Origin of the sequence: Pseudomonas frederiksbergensis, assembly GCF_003732665.1 — a bacterium.
Taxonomy (GTDB): domain Bacteria; phylum Pseudomonadota; class Gammaproteobacteria; order Pseudomonadales; family Pseudomonadaceae; genus Aquipseudomonas; species Aquipseudomonas frederiksbergensis_G.
Genome location: NZ_MOBP01000202.1, coordinates 1 through 435, shown reverse-complemented (window position 1 = coordinate 435; position 435 = coordinate 1). Strand labels below are relative to the sequence as shown.

Sequence of the window (435 nt, the reverse complement as noted above, 5' to 3'; positions counted from 1 at the left end):
ACCTCAAGGAGCAGATTGAGGCGCGGGTTGGGGGTGTGAGAATCAATCCGAAGGGTGCTGCTGCGTAGATCGCATTCGCGGGCAAGCCTCGCTCCTACAGGGATCACACAATCCAATAATGTAGGAGCTAGGCTTGCCCGCGAAGCTTTTGCCTTAGATGTTGGCGACTTTCTGCCAAACCTTGGGCTTGAAGAACAACGTCTCACCCTTGGCCAACCCAACCAGGCTGTCGTGATCCTTCACCACTTCAGCCTCGATCAACTCGCTCTGGCCTTCCACCTTCAGCGTCACCCGAGTCGTAGCGCCCAACGGCCGGATATCCCGCACTTCAGCCGCGTGGTGATCCTCCAGTTCATGCCGCGACAGCGACACTTCATGGGGACGGAACAGCACATGGTTATCGTCACCCAAGTGCAAACGGTTCGAATCGCCGAG

The 435-nt window shown here is 57.2% G+C and carries 1 protein-coding gene; it reads right to left on the bottom strand.

What is annotated here, in order from left to right; translation table 11 throughout:
- Positions 1–153: 153 nt before the first annotated feature.
- A partial coding sequence (locus tag BK665_RS33815; RefSeq protein WP_123410665.1) for a TOBE-like domain-containing protein occupies positions 154–435 on the bottom strand: 282 nt, incomplete at its 5' end.